This is a genomic window from Bradyrhizobium sp. SZCCHNRI3043 (genome assembly GCF_032377735.1).
GTDB lineage: Bacteria > Pseudomonadota > Alphaproteobacteria > Rhizobiales > Xanthobacteraceae > Bradyrhizobium.
In genome coordinates this window covers 23,793-42,321 of record NZ_JAUHID010000021.1, presented here as the reverse complement: position 1 = coordinate 42,321, position 18,529 = coordinate 23,793, and the positions used below count along the sequence as shown (strand labels likewise).

16 protein-coding genes are annotated in these 18,529 nt (G+C 67.1%); 11 read left to right on the top strand and 5 right to left on the bottom strand.

The window, feature by feature from the left end; translation table 11 throughout:
- Positions 1 to 79: 79 nt before the first annotated feature.
- Positions 80 to 730, bottom strand: coding sequence for a Crp/Fnr family transcriptional regulator (locus QX124_RS27935; protein WP_315798861.1), 651 nt, complete (start codon positions 728 to 730; stop codon positions 80 to 82).
- 76 nt (positions 731 to 806) lie between these two features.
- On the opposite strand from QX124_RS27935, the gene QX124_RS27930 reads away from it, so the two are divergent.
- From QX124_RS27930 to QX124_RS27910, 5 genes are all read left to right on the top strand, one after another.
- Positions 807 to 1,286, top strand: a complete 480-nt coding sequence (locus QX124_RS27930) for a hypothetical protein (RefSeq protein WP_315777161.1) — start codon at positions 807 to 809, stop codon at positions 1,284 to 1,286.
- A 103-nt stretch (positions 1,287 to 1,389) separates the two neighbouring features.
- Complete coding sequence (locus QX124_RS27925; RefSeq protein ID WP_315798860.1) at positions 1,390 to 1,707, top strand: metalloregulator ArsR/SmtB family transcription factor; 318 nt, start codon at positions 1,390 to 1,392, stop codon at positions 1,705 to 1,707.
- Positions 1,708 to 1,754: 47 nt separating this feature from the next.
- Positions 1,755 to 2,078 (top strand): hypothetical protein, encoded by a 324-nt coding sequence (locus tag QX124_RS31945; RefSeq protein WP_409997761.1) that lies wholly within the window; start codon positions 1,755 to 1,757, stop codon positions 2,076 to 2,078.
- Between the two features lie 27 nt (positions 2,079 to 2,105).
- Positions 2,106 to 3,293 carry an MFS transporter gene (locus QX124_RS27915; protein WP_315798859.1) on the top strand — a complete coding sequence of 396 codons (1,188 nt, stop codon included), beginning with the start codon at positions 2,106 to 2,108 and terminating at the stop codon, positions 3,291 to 3,293.
- Positions 3,294 to 3,454: 161 nt separating this feature from the next.
- Entirely contained in the window at positions 3,455 to 5,029 is a 1,575-nt protein-coding gene (locus QX124_RS27910; protein WP_315798858.1) for an EAL domain-containing protein, read from the top strand.
- Positions 5,030 to 5,059: 30 nt separating this feature from the next.
- On the opposite strand, the gene QX124_RS27905 is transcribed toward QX124_RS27910, so the two are convergent.
- On the bottom strand, positions 5,060 to 5,488 hold the full coding sequence (locus QX124_RS27905; protein WP_315738854.1) for a CHRD domain-containing protein: 429 nt from the start codon (positions 5,486 to 5,488) through the stop codon (positions 5,060 to 5,062).
- Between the two features lie 189 nt (positions 5,489 to 5,677).
- Here QX124_RS27905 and QX124_RS27900 point away from each other — a divergent pair, with 189 nt between their 5' ends.
- A complete protein-coding gene (locus QX124_RS27900) occupies positions 5,678 to 6,334 on the top strand; it encodes a TetR/AcrR family transcriptional regulator (protein ID WP_315777158.1) in 657 nt (218 codons plus the stop codon).
- 2 nt (positions 6,335 to 6,336) lie between these two features.
- Here QX124_RS27900 and QX124_RS27895 read toward each other — a convergent pair whose 3' ends face one another.
- Complete coding sequence (locus QX124_RS27895; protein WP_315712735.1) at positions 6,337 to 7,053, bottom strand: GntR family transcriptional regulator; 717 nt, start codon at positions 7,051 to 7,053, stop codon at positions 6,337 to 6,339.
- A gap of 174 nt (positions 7,054 to 7,227) precedes the next feature.
- Between QX124_RS27895 and QX124_RS27890 the strand changes: the two genes are divergently transcribed.
- From QX124_RS27890 to QX124_RS27875, 4 genes are read left to right on the top strand one after another with little or no spacing between them, the layout of a single operon-like run.
- Positions 7,228 to 8,121, top strand: coding sequence for a VOC family protein (locus QX124_RS27890; protein WP_315777156.1), 894 nt, complete (start codon positions 7,228 to 7,230; stop codon positions 8,119 to 8,121).
- A gap of 24 nt (positions 8,122 to 8,145) precedes the next feature.
- A complete protein-coding gene (locus QX124_RS27885; RefSeq protein WP_315798857.1) occupies positions 8,146 to 9,696 on the top strand; it encodes a bifunctional 3-(3-hydroxy-phenyl)propionate/3-hydroxycinnamic acid hydroxylase in 1,551 nt (516 codons plus the stop codon).
- A 33-nt stretch (positions 9,697 to 9,729) separates the two neighbouring features.
- Complete coding sequence (locus tag QX124_RS27880; RefSeq protein WP_315798856.1) at positions 9,730 to 11,052, top strand: MFS transporter; 1,323 nt, start codon at positions 9,730 to 9,732, stop codon at positions 11,050 to 11,052.
- A 9-nt stretch (positions 11,053 to 11,061) separates the two neighbouring features.
- A complete protein-coding gene (locus QX124_RS27875) occupies positions 11,062 to 11,910 on the top strand; it encodes a fumarylacetoacetate hydrolase family protein (RefSeq protein WP_315798855.1) in 849 nt (282 codons plus the stop codon).
- Positions 11,911 to 12,033: 123 nt separating this feature from the next.
- Here the strand turns inward: QX124_RS27875 and QX124_RS27870 are convergent, their stop codons facing one another.
- Positions 12,034 to 13,614: a DHA2 family efflux MFS transporter permease subunit gene (locus tag QX124_RS27870; protein WP_315798854.1), complete on the bottom strand. Its 1,581-nt coding sequence runs from the start codon at positions 13,612 to 13,614 to the stop codon at positions 12,034 to 12,036.
- Positions 13,615 to 13,627: 13 nt separating this feature from the next.
- The gene (locus tag QX124_RS27865) at positions 13,628 to 14,893 is read right to left on the bottom strand and encodes an HlyD family secretion protein (protein WP_315798853.1); all 1,266 of its coding nucleotides are present in this window, start codon (positions 14,891 to 14,893) and stop codon (positions 13,628 to 13,630) included.
- Between the two features lie 314 nt (positions 14,894 to 15,207).
- On the opposite strand from QX124_RS27865, the gene QX124_RS27860 reads away from it, so the two are divergent.
- Positions 15,208 to 18,525, top strand: a complete 3,318-nt coding sequence (locus tag QX124_RS27860; RefSeq protein WP_315798852.1) for a CHAT domain-containing protein — start codon at positions 15,208 to 15,210, stop codon at positions 18,523 to 18,525.
- Positions 18,526 to 18,529: the final 4 nt, after the last annotated feature.

The following is an 18,529-nucleotide window of genomic DNA, read 5'->3' as shown; positions in this document are numbered from 1 at the left end:
GATATAAAGAGAGTCGGCGTCAAGGCCGACGAGTTCGAATGGTCAGTGTCGACGAACGGGAGACGAGGCGCCCGAAGGCTCACCGCAAGCGCAGGCGGGTGCCGTCGACGATGAGCTCGCCGTCCCGTTCCATGCGCGCCAGCGCGCGATAGAGCGCCTCATGGGTGACGCCGAGCTCGGCGGCCCAGTCCTTCTTCGACCGGCCGAGCTCGACCTCGCCGCCCTCCCCTTCGGTCTCGATGAAATGCACGATCCGCTCGCGCGCGGTCTTCAGGCTGAGCCGCTCCGACTGCGCCCGGACCGTGCGCAACTCGCGGGCGAGATGATCGCACCATCGGTCCCCGATCTCGGGACGACGCAACGCTTCGGCGAAGGCCTTGCGGTCGATCGCGAGCAGCGCTGAATCCTGCGCCGCGACGGCGTCGCAATGATACGACGCCTGATCGAGGCTGGCCTCGGCGAGAAAGCCCCGCCGCGCACGCTGCAGGATGATGTCGTCGCCGGCGCGCGAGCGGCGCAGCAATCGCACCTCGCCGGTCAGCACGAAGAACATCGCCCGCGGCCGATCACCCCGACAGAACACCGTGCCCTGGTGCGGCACCTGGATGCGCCGGGTCTGCAACCGCGCGGCCGCCGGCAGAGCGGCAAGCAATGGCGACAGCCGTGCAAGGGCGCGCCAGTCGAGCGGCGGGCGCGTGCCCTCGGGCGGGAGATGGATGATCCTCGGCATATGATCAGGATCATATGCGCCGCCGGCTGCGCGGTCTAGGGAAGACGTCACCGCGTTCGCTCAAATGGAGGTCCTCATGCGCCTGCGTCTTGCCGCCATTGTGCTGGCCTTCGTTGCGTCCGCCGGCATCGCCACGGCGCAGCACCACGGCCATCACGACCACGGCAGCCACGGGGCGCTTCCGCCAGACCCGCGCGAGCGGGTGGCGTTTCCGCCCGATCTCGCCGAGCACACCCTCGCCAACATGCGCGACCATCTGCTGGCGCTGCAGCAGATCAACGACGCGCTGGCGGCGGGCGAGCCGGACAAGGCCGGCCAGATCGCTGAGCAACGCCTGGGGATGAGCTCGCTGCGGCTGCACGGTGCCGCTGAGGTCGCCGGGTTCATGCCGCAGGGCATGCAGGAGGCCGGAACGACGATGCACAAGGCGGCGAGCCGGTTCGCCATCGAAGCGCAGAACGCGGGCGTGACCGGAGACCTCAAGCCGGCGCTGAAGGCGCTCGGCGAGACGATGGCCGCCTGCGTCGGCTGCCATGCCGGCTACCGGCTGAGATAGCGCGCCGGACAACCGACCGCGCGCGGCGCGCGCTCATAGATATTTCCAATATTCTAGAAATATCGTTTGACTCCGGCGGGCCGCATGCCGCATCCTTCACGCCATGAAGCTCGATGACGCCGCTGCCCGCCTGGAAGCCCTTGGCAACACCACGAGCCTGAAGATCTACCGCGCGCTGGTGCGCGCCGGGCATGCCGGGATGCCGGTCGGCCGGCTGCAGGAGCGGCTGAAGGTCCCGGCGTCCACGCTGTCGCACCACGTCAAGACGCTGGTCGCGGTCGGGCTGATCTCGCAGATGCGCGAGGGCACGACGCTGGTCTGCCATGCCGAATACGACGTGATGCGGTCCCTGCTCGGCTTTCTGGTTTCCGAATGCTGCGTCGAGGAGCGCGACTGCGGCACCGCGAGGCCGGCCGCTTGATGATCTCGCCCTTTAATTCGATACTTCTAGAAGTATAGGATGAGTAAATGACGGACGCCAAGACGGTCGCGATCATCGGCGCCGGCCACTCGGCGATCGGCACCTTGATCGACCTGGCCGCATTGGCCGAGGACGCGCCGGGCACGCAGGCGATCTGGCTGTTGCGCAGCGACGAGATCCGGCGAAGGCGTTCGGCGGCGGCAGCGCCGTTGAAGTTGCCGGAGATCGGCGTCTGCACCCGCGGCGGGCTCACGAGCATTGCAGCCCTGCCCGGCTGCTGTGGCGGACCGGCGCCGTCCGGCGTAGACAGTTGCTGTGCCGATGATGCCAAGGCCAAGGAGGCTGGCCGCAGCGGCTGCGGCTGTTCGTGACGTAGAGCCAAGCAGAGGTTTAACGGAATGCAGGCACGACGGCTGGGCGTGGTCATCGCTCTCGGCACCGCCCAGACGCTGGCCTGGGGATCGAGCTACTATCTTCCCGCCATCCTCGCCGACCCGATCGCCAGGGATCTCGGCCTGTCCAACAACTGGTTCTTCGGCGCGTTCTCGGCCTCGCTGATCATCTCCGGCCTGTTGGGTCCGCGCATCGGCCGCCAGATCGACCGCGTCGGCGGCCGTCAGGTGCTGTGCGCCTCCAACATCGTGCTGGCGATCGGGCTGGCGCTGCTCGGCCTGTCGCATTCGCTGTGGGTGATGGCGCTGGCGTGGCTGTGGCTCGGCGTCGGCATGGGGCTCGGCCTCTATGACGCCGCGTTCGGCGCGCTCGGGCGCATCTATGGCAAGGATGCACGCGGCGCGATCACCGGCATCACCCTGATCGCGGGCTTCGCCTCCACCGTTGGCTGGCCGCTGAGCACGCTGGGGCTCGCGACGATCGGCTGGCGCGAGACCTGTTTCGCCTGGGCGATCGCGCATCTCGTGATCGGCCTGCCGCTCAATTTGTCGCTGCCGCGGGCGACCGCGATGGCGCCCGGCGAGATTCCGACGGGCAAGCCCAACATCCCGCTCGACCGCCCGATGGTGCTGATCGCGTTCGCGATGGCCGCGGCCTGGACCGTGACCGCGGCGATGGCGGTGCATCTGCCGCGGCTGATGCAGGCGTTCGGCGCGACGCCGGCGCAGGCGCTGTTCGCAGGCATGATGATCGGGCCGGCGCAGGTCGCCGCGCGGGTGTTCGAGGCCGGCTTCCTCAGCCGCTTCCATCCGCTCGCCTCGGCGCGGCTCGCCTGCATCACCCATCCGATCGCCGCCGTGACGATCGGTCTGTTCGGCGGCGGCGCCGCGGCGGCCTTCGCGCTGCTGCACGGCTCCGGCAACGGCATCCTGACGATCGCTCGCGGCACCCTGCCGCTCGCGATCTTCGGCCCCGTCAACTACGCCTACCGGCTCGGCCTGATCGGGGCGCCGTCACGGATCTGCCAGGCCTTCGCGCCGCTGCTGTTCGGCCTGCTGATCGACGGGCTCGGCCGCGGCGTGCTGATCGTGTCGGCGAGCCTCAGCCTGTCGGCGCTCGCCGCCTTGATGCTGCTCCCGGCCGGGCGCGCCGAGGCGGCGGTGCCGCGCAGCACGACCGACAAGGCGGCCTGAGCCGGTAGCACTTCCTTAACCAGCTTTCTGCGCGCACAGCCCACCTTGCCGCTGCGGACGGGCATCCTGGGGCGCATATACGGAAAGTTGAAGGTTGGATTGAAGGATACCCGTGGTCATACGGGGGTGTTCACCACACGATGGCATTGCAGCGCAAACACATGCTTCGTGTCGGGGCGGTGGCCGCCTGCGTCGGGATCTTCCTCGCCGGCGCCGATTTCGCCGTGACCGCGCTGATCGGCAACCAGACCGCGCGGCAGCTCAGCGAGCTCAGCAAGGTGGCGCTGCGCCGTTCCGAGGCCGCGATCGACTCGGCCGGATCGATCCTGAACCGTCTGATCGCGAAAGGACCGATGGATTGCAGCGCCGTCGCGCTACAGGCGCTGCGCCTTCACGTCTATCAAGGCACCATCATCAAGGACATCCGCACCGTCGATCGCGACGGCGCGGTCGAGTGCGCGGCCTATTCCGAAACGCTCGAATTCGACAATGGCTGGGCGCGGCGCGACGAGATGTTCAAGTCCGCCGACGGCGAGCTGCGGCTGTTCCGCGTCGAGCAGTTCACCGGCGCCGCGTTCGGCGTGATGCGCGACATCGACGCGCAACGGTCGCTGGCGGCGATCCTGCGCATCGACGGCAACCTGCTGGACGTGATGCCGGTCGGCCTGCGCGCCGAGAGCAACGTCACCCTGACCCTGCCCGATGGCGAGCAGGTGGCCGGCTATCAACCCGAGACATTAGCCAAGACGCCGGCGCAGACCGTCGCCTTCACCACCGTGTCCGACCGCTATCCGCTGCAGGCCACGATCCATGTGCGACCGCAGAGCCTGAGCGCGCGCCGCGACCTCGCTTATCTCCTGACGATGCTCGCCGCCGGCACGCTGGGCGGCATGTTCGGCCTGCTGCTGGCGAGCTATCTCAGCCGGCCGGTGGACCCAGTCGCCGAGCTCGACCGCGCGCTCGCGGCCAACGAGTTCAAGCCCTATGTGCAGCCGACCTTCCGACTGAAAACCGGCGACATCGTCGGCTGCGAGATCCTGGCGCGCTGGGAGAAGCCGGACGGCCGGCTGATCCCGCCGATGAGCTTCATCCCGCTCGCCGAGAGCACCGGCCGCATCGAGAAGCTGACCTGGCAGCTTCTCAAGACCGCCTTGCGCGAGCTGCAGCCGGAGATGAAGCAGGACAAGCTGTTCAAGCTGTCCGTCAACATCACCCCGCGCCATCTGCTCGGCGACCGCTTCATCGACGATCTACGCAAGACGGTCGCATCCTCGTCGGTCTCCCCCCGCCAAGTCGTGCTAGAGGTCACCGAGCGCGAGGAGCTCGCCGATCTCACCAAGGCGACTGATGTCGTGAAGGAGCTCAGCGAGCTCGGCTTCCGCGTCGCGCTCGACGACGTCGGCATCGGCCATAGCGGCCTGTCCTACATCCAGCGGCTCGGCGCGCGCATCCTGAAGATCGACAAGTTCTTCGTCGACGCGATCACCCGCGACCAGTCCGCCGTGGTGGTGGTGCAGATGCTGGTGGCGCTGGCGCGCGAGCTCGACATGTCCGTGGTCGCCGAGGGCATCGAGCATCAGGAGCAGGTCGATGCGCTGGTCGCCTGCGGCGTCGAGGAAGGCCAGGGCTATCTGGTCGCACAGCCGATGTCGCTCGGCCGTTTCAAGCAGTTCCTCGACGTGCGCCGGGCCTCGGCCGTTCCCGGCCAGGCCGGCGAGCCGGAACTGGCCGCGTGACGGGGAGCCCGCGCGCGTCGGGCACACGCCTCACTGCCTGGTCATCTGTCCGCGGATCTCGCCGCCCGGGTTCGCCTGAGTGTGGACGTTGGCGTACCATTTGCCGGCCAGCAGATCGGCCGCCTGCGCATCGGTGATCACGGCGGAGCCCGTGATCGGCGGCTCCGGGCTCTTGAACGGCAGCACGATGCCGGCGTTCTTGCCGGGCTCGCTGGGCCCGTGGAAATGCGCGCCGATCGGCGGGCCGCTGAGGCCGGAGAAGGTAACCTTCCAGCTCAGCGTCTTGGTTGCGGTATCGAAGCTCGCTTCGGCCGCGCCCGACGCGGCGGACGCGTTCGGCGGCACCTCGTTGGCGGCCTTGAGTTCAGACTTCAGAACGACGGTTTCAGCATGAGCGAGTGGCGCGGCTGCGACGCAGGCGACGGCGAGCAACGCCAAATGAACGAATGTCCGTCCCATGGTTTTCCTCCTAACTCGTTTTGTGCAGTCTCGGTGTTCGAGACCCCACGGGCAAGCTGATATTCCGTGGAACGCGTTAACACCCCAGACAAGAGCAGCGGCCCCGGCCGCGTTGATTGAACAATCCCGACCCCTGTGCCAAACAGGATGGGAACACAAAGGCCTCGAAAGAAAGCCATGGCGGATCGAATGGTTGCTTCCAAGACGGCGCGCGGCAAGGTGGGGCGGCCTCCGCTCGAACGTGCCGGCGAGGTCGAGGAGCGCATTCTCGACGCGGCAAAGACGGTGTTCCTCGCAAACGGCTTCGAAGGCGCGAGCGTCGACGAGATCGCGCAGACCGCGCGCGCCGGCAAGCCGACCATCTACGCGCGATTTCCCAGCAAGGCCGCGCTGTTCGCGGCCGTCATCGGCCGCCAGGCCGCGCGCAACACGCAGTATGAGAACCTGGCGCCGCAGGGCCGCACCTTCCGCGCCCGGCTGATCAGCCTCGGGCTCACCTTGATCGAGCGCGCCTTCGTCGAGGACACGATCGGCCTGATGCGCACCGCGATTGCGGAGAGTCCGCGCTTTCCCGAGCTGACGCTCGAGATCCAGGACACGGCGCGCAAGCGCGCCACCTGCAATGTGAGCCACGCGATCGGCGAGCTCGCGCGCGCCGAAGGTCTCGCCGGCAAGGGCGCCTTCTCGGCCGACCGCATCGAGGACAGCGCACGGATCTTCCTCGATCTCGTCGTGTTCGCCGTGCTGATCCGCAGTCTGCTCGGCGAGGACATGCGCGCCCTGAAGAAGGAAGCCCAGGCGCATGTCGAGAAGCGCGTCGACTTCTTCCTCGCCGCGACGACGTGATCCTAAATCTTTTTGTCCTTGCGCAGCTCCGGAAAGATCGTCTCGTCCTGCAGGATTACGTCCGCGGTGCGCTGATAGTGCGCCGTGAGCAGCGCAACCGCGCGTTCGGTGTCGGCGTCGAGCACGGCGTTCACGATGTCGGCGTGCTCGTCGCCGACGGGGCGTGACGGAAACGCCTTGCGGATCGACAGCCGGCGGTAGCGATAGAGCTGGTCGGCAAGCTGGCCGCAGAACGCGATCAGCGACTGCGAGCCGCAGTTCGAGATCAGGACCCGATGATAGATCCGGTGCAGCCTCTCCCACTCCGGATTGTCCTCGAACGTCGTCGCGCTGAGCGAGCGCGGCGCGCGGCTGAGCCGATGCTGCGCCAGCACCAGTTGCTCTTCCCAATCGGGCGTCGCCGCCGCCATCGACTCGCGCAGCGCCAGTGCCTCGACCCAGCAGCGCGTCTTGGTCAGCTCGGCGAGCTCGGCGCGGCTGATGTCCTTGACGTAGAAGCCGCGCTGCTCGCGCACCTCGACCAGTCCGTCGGCAGTCAGGCGGTTGAGCGCCTCGCGCAGCGGTGTCTGCCCGGTCTGATAGGTCTCGGTCAAAAACCGCATCTGCAGCTTGCGCGACGGCGCCAGCCGGCCGGACAGCAGGTCCTCGCGCAGCCGGTCATACACATGACTCGCCTGCGTCGATGGGCCCTGCCCCTCGGCCTCCAAAACCGCATCCACGTCCGATCTCCTCTGAATCAGACGATATATATAGAGCCGGGCCACAGAACATAAAATTTATAAATTCTGATTGATTTTGATTTTTTCTGTAATAAAAGGGACGAGCCGGTTTCGCCGGCCAGGGACAGAAACGTCGCGCGTCCTCACCCGGGCATCGCGCAGGAGGACACGCTCATGACCCGGTTTCCGGTCGCGGCTCTGCGCAGCGTCGATCTGGGCACGCCAGATCTCGCGCGTTCGGAAGCGTTCTATCGACAGACCTGGGGGCTGGAGCGCGTCGCTGAGGCCCACGGCATCGTCTACCTCCGTGCAACCGGCAGCGACCATCACGTCGTGGCGCTGCACCGGAGCGAGCGCACCGAGCTGCAGGCGGTAACATTCCGCCTCGCCGATTCCAGTGAATTCGATGCCGTCGGCCGCAACGCCATCCATGAAGGCGCGACGCTGATCGCAGCGCCAGCGCCGAACCTCGGCCCCGACGGCGGCGTGATCATGAGCCTGCGCGGCCCCGAAGGCGGCGTGCTGCGCTTCGTGCATGGCGACATCAGGCACGACGCCAAGCCGCCGCGGCCCGAGCTCCCGGAGCGGCTCGCCCACGTCAACCTCAACAGCACCGATGTCGATCGTTCGGCGGCATTCTACCAGAAGGCGCTCGGCTTCCGCCTGACCGACCGCTCCGCGGCGATGGCCTTCGTTCGCTGCAATTCGGACCACCATGCCGTCGTGATCGCTGCGGCGAAGGTCAACGGGCTCAACCACGTCGCCTTCCTGATGCCGACCTGGGAGGGCGTGATGCGCGGCGCGGGCCGCATGATCGATGCCGGTCATCCGATCGCCTGGGGTGTCGGACGCCACGGCCCCGGCGACAATGTCTTCGCCTACTTCATCGATCCTGTCGGCACCGTGATCGAATACACCGCCGAGGTGCTGCAGGTCGACGACGACTACGTCGTGCGCGGGCCGGAGCATTGGGTCTGGCCGCCCGGCCGCACCGATCAATGGGGCATCGCGCCGCCCAAGGCCGAGCACGTCAAATCCGCGCAGCTCGCGGTCGGCTACGCCGCCTGACTCATTCTCCAACTCCGAGTTTCCATGTCCGCCACGTCAGATCACAAGCATTTCGAGGCCGTCATCATCGGCTTCGGTCCGACCGGCGCCATCGCCGCGAGCCTGCTCGGCACGCAGGGCATCAAAACGCTCGCGATCGACCGCGCTATCGACATCTATGACAAGCCGCGCGCGATCGCGCTCGATCACGAGATCATGCGGCTGTTCGACAATCTCGGCATCGCCGAACAAGTCAGCCACTACGTCGCGCCGTTCCCCGCGTCCGAGCATTTCGGCGCACAAGGGCAGTTGATCCGCCGCATCGACATGGTCGGCGAGCCCTATCCTCTCGGCTACACGCCGAGCATGGTGTTCACGCAGCCGCCGGTCGAACAGGTGATGCGCGATCGTGTTCACCGCTGTCCTTCCGTCACGGTCGAGCTTGGCACGACCTTCGTCGCAATCCGGCAGGATGCAACGGCGGCGACCATCACGCTGCAGCGGGCGGACGGCACGATGCGCAAGGTCACCGCGGACTATGTCATCGCCTGCGACGGTGCCTCGAGCACCGTGCGCCAGCAGCTCGGCATCAGCTTCGACGATCTCGACTTCGACGAGCCGTGGCTGGTGGTCGATCTTCTCGTGAATGACGGCGGCGTCAGCAAGCTCCCGGCCACCGCAGCCCAATTCTGCAATCCCGCGCGTCCGACCACCTACATCATCGGCCCCGGCGACCATCGTCGCTTCGAGATCATGCTGCGAGCGGGGGAAGACCGCCAGGCGATGGAGCAGCCGGAGCAGGTCTGGCAGTTGCTTTCCCCCTGGCTCTCTCCGGACGATGGCGAGCTGTGGCGCGCGGCGAGCTACCGCTTCCATGCGCTGGTCGCGCGCCGCTGGCGCCAGGGTCGTGTCCTGCTCGCCGGCGACGCCGCGCATCAGCAGCCGCCCTTCATCGGCCAGGGCATGTGCCAGGGCCTGCGCGATGCAGCCAATCTGTGCTGGAAGCTCGCGCGCGTGTTGCGCGGACAATCGACCGCGGCCCTGCTCGACAGCTACGAGATCGAGCGCAGCACGCATGTGCGCGAGCTGACCACGCGCATCAAGGCGATCGGCCGCGTCATCTGCGAGCAGGATCCGGAGGCCGCAGCGGCACGCGATGCGCGTATCCTTGCCGAAGGCGGCGGCGTGCCGCGCACCATCACCCGGCAGGAGATCGTGCCGCCGCTGACGCAGGGATTGCTCGCGACCAAGGCAAACGCGGCCAATGGCACGCTGTTTCCGCAGCCCTGGATCGTCGGTGATGGCGGGCGTGCCCTGCTCGATACCGTCGCCGGCACCGGATGGCGGCTCGTCCTCGACCGGCGGGGCGCACTGAACTCGAGCTCGATCGACGCTGCGACCCGTGACGCCGGGATCAGTGTGATCGCCATCGGCGGTCACGGCTTGCACGAGGAGAGCGCCGTCGTCGCACGCTGGTTCGAACGCCACGGCTGCCGCGCCGCGCTGGTGCGCCCCGACCATTATGTCTACGGCGTCGCGACGGACGCGCCGGAGCTCGCCGCGCTGCTGAGCGAGTTGAACGAACGACTGCACTAATCAAAACAAGAGACTATCAAACGGGGAAACGCCATGACGACATCATCCGACACCGCCAGACCCAGTGTGGGAGGACGCGCGATCGCCGTCCTCATCATGCTGTTCCTGTTCCAGACGCTGAACTTCTTCGACAAGCTGGTGTTCGGCCTCTCGGCCGTGCCGATGATGAAGGAGCTGGGTCTGAGCCCGAAGGAGTTCGGCCTGATCGGCAGCAGCTTCTTCCTGCTGTTCTCGCTGTCGGGCATGGCGGTCGGCATGTTCGTGGTCGGCCGCTTCCCGGTGAAGTGGCTGCTCCTGATCATGGCCGGTGTCTGGTCGGCGACGCAGATCCCGATCTTCTTCTCCGGCTCGATCGCGGTGCTGGTGATCTGCCGCATCATCCTCGGCGCCGGCGAAGGGCCGGGCCTGCCGACCGCGCTGCACGCCTGCTACAACTGGTTTCCCGCCGACCGGCGCAGCGTGCCGAGCGCCGTGGTGCTGCAGGGCATCAGCGTCGGTCTCTTGGCCGGCGGTCCGATCCTGACCTATGTCATCGTGAGCTATGGCTGGCGCACCGGCTTCCTGTTCTGCGGCCTGCTCGGGCTGGCCTGGATGCTCGGCTGGTTCTTGGTCGGCGGCGAAGGACCCTACTCCGCCCTTGCGCCGGAGGCTTCGGCGGCGAAGGACAAGGCGTTGCCGGCGCGCGTGCTGTGGGCCGATCCGACCGTGATCGGCGTCATCATCATGTCGACCGCGTCGTACTGGATCGTCGGCATGTCCGCGACCTGGCTGCCGCCTTTTCTGCAGCTCGGGCTCGGCTACAAGCAGGTCGATGTCGGCTGGATCATCTCAGGGATCTACCTGTTCCAGTCGCCGCTGCTGCTCGGCGGCTCCTGGCTGACGCAAGTTCTGCAGCGCAAGGGCTTCAGCCTGCGCGCCTGCCTCGGCCACGCCTCCGGTCTCGCGCTGCTCGCCGCCGGCTGCGCGCTGCTGTTGAGCATCGTCACGACGGGTCCGCTGCAGCTCGCCTGCATCGCGGTCGCCTTCGCCGCACCGAGCCTCACCACGATCTTCGGCCCCGTCGCGCTCGGCGCCGTGGCGCCGGCGATCCAGCGCGGCCGACTCATCGTCGTGATCTACTCCGGCAACGCGGCATCCGCGCTGGTGTCGAATGCGCTCACCGGCTGGATCGTCGGCGAGGCCGGAAACAACGCGCCGCTCGGTTACGCCCACGCCATGACATTCACCGCCGGCGTGCTGATCGTTGGCGCCATCTCGGCCTTCGCGCTGATCTTCCCGGAGCGCACCATCGCGCGCTTCGCGAAATCGGCGCAAGAACCGGCTTCTCCCTCCGCCGTAGCGGCGGTTTCGACCTGAGGACATCGGATGAGATTTGCAAGCTTCACCATCGACAATGCGTCAACCTGGGGACTGGTCGAGGGCACTGACATCGCCGATCTCGGTGCTATCCTGCGCGACCGCTTCCCCGACCTGAAATCGGCGATCGCAGCGGACGCGCTGAAGGAAGCGGCCGCAGCGGCCTCGGGCGCGAGGCGGTATCCGCTCTCCGCCATCACCTTCCTTCCGGTCATCCCGAACCCGGACAAGATCCTCTGCATCGGCTTGAACTACGAGACGCACCGCAAGGAGACCGGCCGATCCGAGGTCGAGAACCCCACGGTGTTCGGCCGCTTCGCCAACAGCCAGACCGGGCATCTCACCGACATCATCCGCCCGCGCGTCTCGACCGATCTCGATTTCGAGGGCGAGCTCGCCGTCGTCATCGGCAAGCCCGGCCGCTACATCCCGCGCAGCGAGGCTTGGCAGCACATCGCCGGCTATGCCTGCTACAATGAGGGCAGCGTCCGCGACTTCCAGCGCCACACCCACCAGTTCACGCCGGGGAAGAATTTCCCGGCCACCGGCGCGTTCGGTCCGTGGCTGGTCACATCCGACGAGATCGATGATCTCGGCCCGCTCAGGCTGCAGACCCGGCTCAACGGCGAGGTCGTTCAGGACGCCACGATCAGCCAGATGATCTTCGATATCCCGCGCCAGATCGAATACTGCTCGTCGTTCACCCGGCTCGAGCCGGGCGACGTCATCGCCACGGGGACGCCGGGCGGCGTCGGCTCCCGCCGCACGCCGCCATTGTGGATGAAGCCCGGCGACATCGTCGAGGTCGAGATCGACAAGATCGGACTGTTGCGGAACGGCATCGCCGACGAGGTGTGAGCGCCCCTGATGTTCTTGACCGTCATTCCGGGGCAGCCCGCCAGGGCTGAACCCGGAATCTCGAGATTCCGGGTTCGATGCTTGCGCATCGCCCCGGAATGACAGCCGAACCACAGTGCCTACTCAATGCGCCATCGCCGGCCCGCCGCCGAGCTTGACCTTGCGGAGCGTCAGCGCCAGCGGAATGGCTGACAGCGAAATCAGCATCAAGGCCCAATAGACGTCGACATAGGCGAGCAGCGACGACTGCATCTGCACGGTCTGGCCGATCCAGGCGAGCGCCTGCTGCTGCGCCTGGACCAGCGAGCTGCCATGCGCGGTGAAGTAGTTGGTCACCTGGTGCAGCGTGTCCTGATAGGCCGGATTGGACGGAATCGCATTCTCGACCAGCCGGCTCTGATGGAACTGCGCACGGTGCGCCAGGATGTTGGCCGCCAGCGACACGCCGATCGAGCCGCCCGTGTTGCGCGCGGCGTTGATCAGCGCCGAGGCCTGATCGGTCTTCTCAGGCGGGATGCCGTTGTAGGACGCCGTGGTGATCGACAGGAAGATCAGCGGCAGGCCAATTCCGATCAGCATGCGGGATTCGGCGAAGAACCAGAAATCCACATTGGCGTAGACCCGAGTGAGGTCGTACATCGCGAACGCCACGACGGCCGCGCCCGTCATGATCATGTATTTGGGCTGCACCTTGCCTGAGAGGCGCCCGACCACGAACATCATCGCCATCGTCACGAGGCCGCCCGGCGACAGCACGAGGCCGGCCCAGGTCGCGGTGTAGCCGAAATCCTGCTGCACCATCTGCGGCAGCATCTGCGTGGTGCCGAGCAGGATCGCGCCGGTCGCCAGCATCACCAGGAAGCTGGCGCCGAACTGGCGCGACGCCAGCATGCGGACGTCCACGGTCGGATTCTTCCGGTTCATCTCCCACGGGATCATGGCGATGAAGGCCGCGACGCAGACCGCGGCGGTGACCATGATGAAGCGCGAGTCGAACCAGTCGTCCTCCAGGCCGCGATCGAGCATCAGTTCGAGCGCGCCGAGGAAGGTCGCGACGAGAAGGAATCCGACGACATCGAAGCCGTGCGCCTGCTTGCGACGCTCCGCCGTGACTGAGGCCGGCTCCTTCAGGATCAGTCCGATCAGGATCATTGCCGCAACACCGACAGGGCCGTTGATCAGGAAGCACCAGTGCCACGACGCGTTGTCGGAGAGATAGCCGCCGAGCGTCGGGCCGACCACCGGCGCCACGACCACGGCGACGCCGAACAACGCGAAGGCCTGGCCGCGCTTTTCCGGGGGAAAGGAGTCGGCCAGGATCGATTGCGCCACCGGCACCATGCCGCCGCCGCCGAGGCCCTGCATGATCCGGAACAGCAGCAGCACCTGCAGATTCCAGGCGAAGCCGCACAGCACCGAGCTCACGGTGAACAGGCCGAGGCAGAGCAGGAAGAAGGTCTTGCGGCCGAAACGCTTGGCGAGATAGCTCGACGCCGTCAGGATGATCGCGTTGGAGACGAGATAGGTCGTCACCACCCAGGAGGATTCGTCCTGGCTGACGCCCATGCCGCCGGCGATATAGGGCAGCGCGACGTTGGCGATGGTGGTGTCCAGCACCTCCATGAAGGTCGCGAGCGCAACCAGCACGGCGATGATCCACGGACTGCCGGCGCGCGGCGCGGAGAGAGCAGCGGCCTCGCTCATGGCATCAGCCTTCTCACAGCGCAGCCTTAAGCCGCTCAAAGAGCGACGGCTTGGGATCGACGCGCACGGTCGGCACCACCGACATGCCCGGCCCGAGTGCGACGTCGGTCGGCGGATCGTCCATCTCGATCTTCACGGGCACGCGCTGCACGATCTTGACATAGTTGCCGGTCGCATTCTGCGGCGGCAGCAACGAGAAGGCCGGGCCCGAGCCGGACTGCACGCTGGCGACATGGCCACGGATCTCGCGCTCCGGATAGGCATCGATTTCCAAGGTCACGGGCTCGCCGGGGCGCATCTGGTCGAGCTGGGTTTCCTTGAAATTGGCGGTGACCCACACGTCGTCTGGCACGAACATCGAAAGCGCCGTGCCTTGTGCCGCGAACTGGCCGTCGGCGGCGCTGAGATTGACGACGCGGCCGGACTGCGCCGCGGTCACGGTGGTGTAGGACAGATTGAGCTGCGCCTGGTCGCTCTGTGCCTGGGCTTGCGTGAGGTTGGCCTCGGCGCTCTCGCGCTGCGCCTTCAGCGACTCCAACTGGCGTTGCGCGACCGAGAGGTTGGCCTGCGCCGAGGTCAGCGCCGCCTTCTGCTGCTGGAGCTGCGATGTGTATTGCTGCTCGCTCTGCACCGTGCCGGAGCCGGTGCGGGCGAGGTCCTGATAGCGCTTGGCCTGCTGCTCGGCGAAGGTCAGCCCGGCCTGGGCCTGCTCGACCTGGGCCTGGCCCGCGGTGATCTGCGCCTGCTGCACCTCGATCTGCGCATCGATGTTGCGGATCGCCGCCTGCGCCGACTTCACCTGCGCATCGGCCTGCGCCAGCGCGGTCTTGTAGTCGCGATCGTCGATGCGCGCGATCACGTCGCCGGCTTTGACGTGCTGGTTGTCGGTGACCGGGACGGCGGTGATGTAGCCGGAGACTTTTGGCGCAATGGAGAACTGGCGGGCCGCGATGAAGGCGTCGTCGGTGGTCTCATAGTGACCAGCCGCATCGTAGTAGACGTAGCCGCCGGCGCCGACGGCGAGCAGCAGCACGAGACCCAGCGCTGCCCCAAGCGAATGCCGCCGGATCAGGCTCCTCCGGGACCCCTCCTGGCGCTGCCCGTGCTCCGTCGGCGACGGGCCGGGCTCCGCAGCCGGCGCCTTGGCCTCGATCTGCTGCGGAGTCTCGCCGGAGGCATCCCCGCGCCATTGCCGCACGGCACGATCGCGGGCCGAGACCGCCGGACCGTCGTTGGCCGCCGATGGGACCTCAGCCGATGACAGAGCTTGCTGTGTCATCACGTCTCCTTGAATAGAACGGAACCGTTTCGTTTCTAGAATTGGGGGTTATGCAGATGGGATGCAATGGCGGACCGCGATGCGGACAGCTAAACTTTTCGTCATTGGAGGCCGCCGGCGCGCGACCCCCTGCGCGTTCACCGCGATCCGCCGTCAGCAGGATCAACTGCGTGACGCAGCCGGGGTTGCAGCCTCACGTCATCGCGTTGACTCGATCAACTCGGCTAAATACAACACACGCATAATAAGAAGTTGTTAGGGTCGGCAACCAACCACCAAAGCGGGTGCCGACATGGTCATATTGCGAGGCACGCATGCCCGTCCGTCAGGTACCAGGCTCAGACCTGCAATACGTGCTCATCGCCTTCGACGCGACGGGGCAGGAGCGGCGAGAGGCCGACGGTTCGCTCGCGAGCGAGATGGTGGTGAACCGCCTCCAGACGCTGGGCGGGGCGGTCACCGATATTCTTCTGCTGAGCCATGGCTGGATGGGCGACGTCCCTGCGGCGATCGAGCAGTATGATCGCTGGCTTGCCGCCATGGCGGCGATCGAAACGGATCGGCTCGCCGCCGCGCGGCAGCGTCCCGGCTTTGCCCCCGTCATCATCGGACTGCACTGGCCGAGCCTGCCGTTCGGAGACGAGACGCTGCCATCGGGCGGCGGCGGGTTGCTGTCCGCCGACACGTCGGCGGCATCGCTCGAGGCGGAGGTGGAACGCTATGCGGCCCGCATTGCCGACACCCCGGCGGCACGCTCCGACATCCGCTCGATCCTCGAGCAGGCGCGCATTGCGCCGGCGGCGGCCACGTTGCCGGACTCGATGCGCGATGCCTATCTCAGGCTGTTCGCCGCGGCCGGCCTTGCGATGGGCGATGCGAGCGGACGCCCCGGCGCCGAGCAGGACCGGTTCGATCCATCCGTGATCGTGAGCGAGGCGCGGAGCGCGCTGGCCGACGCAACCGCCGGGACGCTGGGCCTCGGCGATGATCTGCGCGACGCGCTGCTGGCGCCGCTCCGCATCCTGTCGTTCTGGAAGATGAAGGATCGCGCGCGCCAGTTCGGCGAGGCCGGCGCTCATGATGTCCTCGTCAGACTGCAGCAGGCGGCGCCCACGGCCCGGGTTCACCTGATGGGCCACAGCTTCGGCTGCATCGTCGTGTCGGCGGCCGTCGCCGGCACGCCCGACGGCCGCGCGCTGCCGCGCCCGGTCGAGACGATGTTCCTGGTTCAAGGTGCGCTGTCGCTGTGGTGCTATGCCGAGAGCATTCCGCAGGCCGCGCCGACGCAGGGCTATTTCCGGCGCACGCTGCTCAAGGGGCTCGTGCGCGGCGCCTTCGTGACCACCCGCTCGAGCTACGACCGGGCCAACGGATGGTTCTACCCGCTCGGAGCGCGGCTCAAGCAGCAATATCTGCTCGATACCGACTATCCGCTGTACGGCGCCATCGGCAGCTTCGGCGTCCGCGGCACCCAGCCCCTGGCGATCGTCGACATGCCGATCCAGGATGTCGGCTTCAGCTACAATTTCGGCAGCGGCCGGGTCTACAACATCGAGGCGAGCCGCATCATCAGGAACGGCGGCGGCGCAGCCGGCGCCCACAGCGACATCGCCCACCCCGAAGTGGCGCACGCTTTCTGGGCTGCGATCCTGGCCGCGCCGATGGCCGTGCGGCCGCAACCCGGCCCGGGCGGCGGGCTGCTCGGCAGCGACATCCGCCACTTCGATCAGCAGCTCTGGCGGCAGCGGACGTTCGAGAGTGCTCCGTTCCCGGAGCAGGTGCAGAAGCAGGATCAGCAGCAGATCGAGCCGGCCCAGCGGCAGCAACGCGAGCAGGAGCAGCGGGAGCAGGGTCAGCATCAGCAGCAGCAGCAGGAAGACCAGCAGCAGCAGATTCATCTGCAATATCCGCAATGGGTGCCGGCGCCGCCGGTCGCGCAGCCACCCCCGTTCGAGAACCGCAAAGCCTATCCGTCCGGCGAGCAGCGCTGGATCAACGCCGGCTTCGAGGATCTCGATGAGCCGTTGAAGCCGGGCCAGTGGTACACCTTCGCTTTCGACGTCGACATCCAGCAGAGCGGCGTCTCGTCGGTGCCGCTCGCCGACGAGCAACTGTTCCCGGAAGGGACGTCCGATGTCACCTTGACCATCCAGCTCGACAGCGACGATTTCGAGCTGTCAGACAAGAGCCGCCCGCTGCGGCTGCCGCGCACAGGCAAGTCGCGCAACAAGGCGCGGTTCGACCTGTCGCCGAAGAAATTCGGCCCGTCGGCGCTGCGGGCGACGGTCCACAAGGACGGCAATTTCGTCCAGCAGATGGACCTCGTCATCGATGTCGGCGCAGCGCCCTCGCCCCGCGTCGAGGGCGCGCATGGCCGGCCCTATTCCTCCGCCAGCGTGCTCAATCCGCGCGACGTCGGCCTGTCGATCATGCCGATCGCGGGCGGTTACGACTGTCTCGTCTGGAAGCCCGTCACGGTGCGCGCCCGGCTGCCGTTGCTGCCGGACTACCTCGCCAAGTCGATCGAGATCGCGCGTCAGGAGCTCATGAAGGTCGTGACCTATCAGAACGCGGCCGGCAGCTTCGTCTTCCAGAGCGGGATCGACATCGCCGATGCCGACCGCGACGCCGCGCTCAAGATCATGGCGCGCGCGGGAGCGGCGCTGTTCACGAAGCTGTTCTTCGGCCCCGCCGCCGCGCAGGATTCCAAGGACATCGGCGAATTCCTGCGCAAGCTGACCAGCGACCGCTCCAGGCGGCTGAAGCTGCAGATCGTGGCGGAGGCGACCACGGTGCCGTGGGGCCTGCTCTATGTCGGCGATGCCTCGGCCGGCGCCAAGCTCGACTGGGACAATTTCATCGGCATGCGCCACGTGATCGAGCAGATCCCGATGCAGAACACGCCGCGGGTCTCCGACTGCCTGATCCCCAGCGACAAGCCCGAACTCAGCATCAGCGTCAACGTCAACGACAACATCGACCGGCAGATGGGCGCCGACCTCGTCGCCCAGCAGCAGCGCTTCTGGGTCGCGGAGAAGGCGGCACGCCGCAACGTCCACGTGGTCTCGCGCACGACCAGCAAGGAGCTGGTCAAGGCGCTGGCCGACGAGACCACCAACGACCAGATCCTCTACCTCTATTGTCACGCCCGGGCGACCGGCCTCGACGATCCCGGCGGTCCCGACGGCTCCAGCCTGGTGCTGACCGATGCCGGCATCACGCTGGGCGAGCTCAGCCTGGACGCCCCGACCAGCAAGCTGCTTCCCGGCAATCCCCTCGTCTTCATCAACGCCTGCGAGTCGGCCGAATTGTCGCCGGCATTCTACGACGGCTTCGTGCCGTATTTCATGGCCAAGGGCGCGCGCGGCGTGGTTGGAACGGAATGCAAGACGCCGGCGATCTTCGCCACGGCCTGGGCGAAGCGCTTCTTCGAAAGCTTTCTCGACGGCGTACCGCTGGGTGAGACGTTCCTCAGCCTGCGCCGGGAATTTCTCCGCGAGCACGGCAACCCGCTCGGACTGCTCTACGCGGTCCATTGCGACGGCGACACCCAGGTCGCGCCGTCACTGCCGCGGTTGCCGCCAACGACCCCCGCGCCGAACGTGCAGCCGGCGCTCGGCACCGGCACCTGACAGC